Source organism: Lysobacter concretionis Ko07 = DSM 16239 (genome assembly GCF_000768345.1).
Classification (GTDB): Bacteria; Pseudomonadota; Gammaproteobacteria; order Xanthomonadales; family Xanthomonadaceae; genus Novilysobacter; species Novilysobacter concretionis.
This window is the reverse complement of sequence record NZ_AVPS01000019.1, coordinates 1-938: the sequence shown is the minus strand read 5'-3', so window position 1 is coordinate 938 and position 938 is coordinate 1. Positions and strand designations below refer to the sequence as shown.

General features: G+C 67.2%; 1 protein-coding gene. It reads left to right on the top strand.

What is annotated here, in order from left to right; all coding sequences use genetic code 11:
- On the top strand, nt 1-903 hold a 903-nt coding region (tuf, locus tag N792_RS13270; protein WP_036196145.1), incomplete at its 5' end, for an elongation factor Tu.
- Between the last annotated feature and the right edge of the window lie 35 nt (nt 904-938).

The window sequence follows — 938 nt, the reverse complement described above, 5'->3', positions numbered from 1 at the left end:
GCGCAGATGGACGGCGCGATCCTGGTGTGCTCGGCCGCGGACGGCCCGATGCCGCAGACGCGCGAGCACATCCTGCTGGCCCGCCAGGTGGGCGTGCCGTACATCGTGGTCTACCTGAACAAGGCGGACATGGTGGACGACGCCGAGCTGCTCGAGCTGGTCGAGATGGAAGTGCGCGAGCTGCTGAGCAAGTACGACTTCCCGGGCGACGACACCCCGGTGGTGACCGGTTCGGCGCTGAAGGCGCTGGAAGGCGACCAGAGCGACATCGGCGTGCCGTCGATCATCAAGCTGGTGGACGCGCTGGACACCTGGATCCCGGAGCCGGAGCGCGACGTGGACAAGGCGTTCCTGATGCCGGTCGAGGACGTGTTCTCGATCTCGGGCCGCGGCACCGTGGTGACCGGGCGCATCGAGCGCGGCATCATCAAGGTCGGTGAGGAAATCGAGATCGTCGGCATCCGTCCGACCGTGAAGACGACCGTCACCGGCGTGGAGATGTTCCGCAAGCTGCTCGACCAGGGCCAGGCGGGCGACAACGCCGGTCTGCTGCTGCGCGGCACCAAGCGTGACGACGTCGAGCGCGGCCAGGTGCTGTGCAAGCCCGGCTCGATCAAGCCGCACACCAGCTTCGAGGCCGAGGTGTACGTGCTGAGCAAGGACGAGGGCGGCCGTCACACGCCGTTCTTCAAGGGCTACCGTCCGCAGTTCTACTTCCGCACCACCGACATCACCGGCGCCTGCGAGCTGCCGGAAGGCGTCGAGATGGTGATGCCGGGCGACAACGTGAAGATGGTGGTCGAGCTGATCAACCCGATCGCGATGGACGAAGGCCTGCGTTTCGCGATCCGCGAAGGCGGCCGCACCGTCGGCGCCGGCGTGGTGGCGAAGATCATCAAGTAACAGCGATACCGCGGCGCGTCCGTCCTGGTGGCGGA